This is a genomic window from Thioclava sp. JE_KL1 (genome assembly GCF_009296265.1).
Taxonomy (GTDB): domain Bacteria; phylum Pseudomonadota; class Alphaproteobacteria; order Rhodobacterales; family Rhodobacteraceae; genus Thioclava.
On record NZ_WBJS01000041.1, the window covers coordinates 1 to 2,825 of the forward strand.

Annotated in this window: 4 protein-coding genes; all 4 read right to left on the minus strand. The window is 64.7% G+C overall.

The features are described 5' to 3' along the window. Nucleotides 1–16: 16 nt before the first annotated feature. The 4 genes from F8R15_RS20705 to F8R15_RS20720 all read right to left on the minus strand — a co-directional run bounded on the left by F8R15_RS20705 (nucleotide 17) and on the right by F8R15_RS20720 (nucleotide 2,725). Nucleotides 17–358: a hypothetical protein gene (locus F8R15_RS20705; RefSeq protein WP_253732832.1), complete on the minus strand. Its 342-nt coding sequence runs from the start codon at nucleotides 356–358 to the stop codon at nucleotides 17–19. Next, complete coding sequence (locus F8R15_RS20710) at nucleotides 313–1,938, minus strand: IS66 family transposase (protein ID WP_152845848.1); 1,626 nt, start codon at nucleotides 1,936–1,938, stop codon at nucleotides 313–315. The genes F8R15_RS20705 and F8R15_RS20710 overlap by 46 nt, the downstream gene beginning before the upstream one ends. 62 nt (nucleotides 1,939–2,000) lie before the next feature. Beyond that, complete coding sequence (gene tnpB, locus F8R15_RS20715) at nucleotides 2,001–2,348, minus strand: IS66 family insertion sequence element accessory protein TnpB (RefSeq protein ID WP_075777367.1); 348 nt, start codon at nucleotides 2,346–2,348, stop codon at nucleotides 2,001–2,003. Next, complete coding sequence (locus F8R15_RS20720; RefSeq protein WP_152845849.1) at nucleotides 2,345–2,725, minus strand: transposase; 381 nt, start codon at nucleotides 2,723–2,725, stop codon at nucleotides 2,345–2,347. Before F8R15_RS20720 ends, tnpB begins: the two co-directional genes overlap by 4 nt. Nucleotides 2,726–2,825: the final 100 nt, after the last annotated feature.

A 2,825-nucleotide genomic window follows, 5' to 3' on the forward strand; every position in this document is an offset into this window, starting at 1 on the left:
CGTAACCGGCCGGTTGCTACCGCGGCGATTGGGCCTTGATGCGGGCGACGAGATCGGCGTCATGGACGAAGTCGTCGAGGAACTCATGCCAAGTTTCGGGAGTGATGCGCGCGGCAGTGAGCATGTCTCGGAGTTCTTCGATGCCGCGGTCTGTGAGGGCCGTAATGGCCTCTTCCGAACTGGTATAGACGCTGATGATGTCACCGTAGGTCAGATTGTCGTCGTTGGAGACGATGGCTTCAAGCAACTCGCGGTCTTCGCCGAGTATCTTCGCGACATAGTCGATCGTGCAGACATGGGTGACGGTCGCCATCAGGCGGCCTCGGCCTGAGCGGCGGCGACCGGTTTCCAGTTCCATGGGAGTAGCTCGTCGAGCCGGTTGATCTTGTGATCGTTGATGCGGTCGAGCACGTCGGCGAGGTAGGCCTGCGGATCGAGGCCATTCAGCTTTGCGGTCTCGATGATCGTCATGGCGCGGGCCAGCGTTTCGCCGCCGGTGTCGGCGCCTGCAAAGAGCCAGTTCTTCCGACCGATGCCGATCGGACGCAGGGCGCGCTCGGCTGGATTGTTATCGATGGCAACGCGGCCATCGCTGAGGAAGAGGCTGAACGAGGCCCGGCGGGCCAGCCCATAACGGAACGCGCGCGCGAGGTCCCCCTTGCCGGGGATCCGCGTGAGCTGGCTTTCGGACCAGGCGAAGAAGGCCTCGACCTTCGGGGCGCTGTGCGTCTGCCGCGCGGCAAGGCGGATCTCGGCGGGCTGCCCGTTGATCTCGCGCTCGATGTCGTAGAGCGCGCCGATGCGGTCGAGTGCCTCGCGCGCGATGGCGGATTTCGTCTTGCCCCATTCGTCATGAAAGTCACGCCGCAGATGCGCCCAGCAGGACGCCTCCTGCAGGCGGGGCGTGCCATCGGGATCGGGTTCGTAAAGCTTGTTGTAGCCCTTGTAGCCATCGGCCTGCAGGATGCCGCGCGTCTGGGCGAGATGCCCATGCACGTGTTCCTGCTTCCAGTCCGGGGCGAAGCGGTAGACCGCCCCGGGTGGCGCGGTTCCGGCCCAAGGTCGTGGATCGCGGACATAGGCCCAGATCCGGCCCTGCTTCACCCCCTTGCCGAGGCCGCGGTCCTTGAGGGACCGGTCCAGCACCCGGATCGGGGTGTCGTCCGCATGCAGCAGGTCGCTGGCCATCACATCGGCTTCGATCCGTTCGACCAGCGGCGCCAGCACCTTCATGGCGCGCCCACACCAGTCGACCAGCGTGCTGTCCGGGATGTCGGCCCCCATGCGGGCGAAGATCTCGTTCAGGCGATACAAGGGAAGATGGTCATCGAACTTGGAGACGAGGATCCAGGCCAAGAGCGCCGCGCTCGCCATGCTACCGGGGATCGGACGGCTGGGCGCCGGTGTCTGCACCATCTTCTCACAGCGGCGGCAGGACTTCTTCAGCCGCGCGATCTGCAGGACCTTCAGCTGTGCCGCAACCAGGTCGAGCATCTCGCTCATGTCTTCGCCAACGAGCCGCAGGTCGCCACCGCAATCCGGGCAGCAGCTGCCAGGGTCGAGCTCGCGCCGCTCCCGCGGGGTAGCCTCCGAGACGCGGGGACGACGGCGGGGCTTGTGTTTGTCCACATCGCCGGTCTTCGCCTCAGGGGCAGGATCCGCCTCGTCTTCGTCCGTCGGGATGATGGCGCTTTCGGCGCTGGCAATCAACAGATCCTCAAGCGCCAGTTCCAGCTGTTCGATCTCGCGCTCAATCTTCTCCGAGGACTTGCCGAAGGCCTGCTTCTTGAGCTTCGCGATGCGCAGCCGCAGCGTCTGGATCAGCTGGTCATGCGCCCGGATCGTCGCCGACATCCTGGCGTTTTCCGCCTGCAAGGCGGCGATCATCGCTTTCAGAACAGCGGGATCTTCGGGGAGGATGGGCGCATCGCTTGACATGCCACCATCTAACACACCCCATCAGGAAGCGCTATAAAAACAAGGTGTTTCAGGTAGATAAATCACCCGACACGGGCCGGTGGAGCGCCCCAATCTGGCCGCCGCCAATCAATCCCTTCCCACAACATCGCCAGCTGCGCCGAGGTCAGTCGCACCGCCCCCGAGCTGGTGTTCGGCCAGGGAAAGCGCCCACGCTCGAGGACCTTGTAGTAAAGACAGAACCCCTGGCCGTCCCAGTAAAGCAGCTTCAGCCGATCCCCCTTGCGGCCCCGGAAGGCAAAGACTGCACCGCCGGTCGGCTTCTGGCGCAGCACGTCTTGCGCCAGCGCCGCCAACCCACCGATCCCCTTGCGCATATCCGTCGTCCCGCAGGCCAGATACACCCGCACCCCGGTCCCCGGCCCGATCATGCGGCATCCACCGCGCGAACCAAGCGGGACAGCGCTGCATCGTCGATGTTGCTCTCGAACCGGAGCACGCGGCCCTTCACAAGCCGCAACTCAACCCAGACTACGGGAGTAGTAGTTGTGGTTCGATCCTCAACCACCGTCAGGTCCATCGCGGGCACCATGCCGGCGGGCAGGAACAGCACGCCCGTCTCGGGTGACCACAACCCCTTCCGCTTCAGCTCGTGACGCCACGCGTAAATCTGCTGACGCGTCACCTCGTGCCGTTGCGCAACCTGGGTCACCGTCGCGCCGTCGATCCCCACCGCGCTCACGATCGCCAGCTTCATCTCGTCGTCCCAACGCCGGCGGCGCTCAATACCCAAAACCTCGCCCCGCATAGCCCCTCCGCGCATAAGAGACGTCGTTTGCGACGTCGTTATGCACGTGTCTTAGGGCCTCACGCCGAAATCTGGCAGGCGGTGCCAACCGGGCCGTTAC

What these genes read in the sequence shown, in the direction of transcription:
- F8R15_RS20705 (WP_253732832.1), bottom strand. Translation starts at nt 358, where the DNA reads ATGGAACTGGAAACCGGTCGCCGCCGCTCAGGCCGAGGCCGCCTGATG.
- F8R15_RS20710 (WP_152845848.1), bottom strand. Translation starts at nt 1,938, where the DNA reads ATGTCAAGCGATGCGCCCATCCTCCCCGAAGATCCCGCTGTTCTGAAA.
- tnpB (WP_075777367.1), bottom strand. Translation starts at nt 2,348, where the DNA reads ATGATCGGGCCGGGGACCGGGGTGCGGGTGTATCTGGCCTGCGGGACG.
- F8R15_RS20720 (WP_152845849.1), bottom strand. Translation starts at nt 2,725, where the DNA reads ATGCGGGGCGAGGTTTTGGGTATTGAGCGCCGCCGGCGTTGGGACGAC.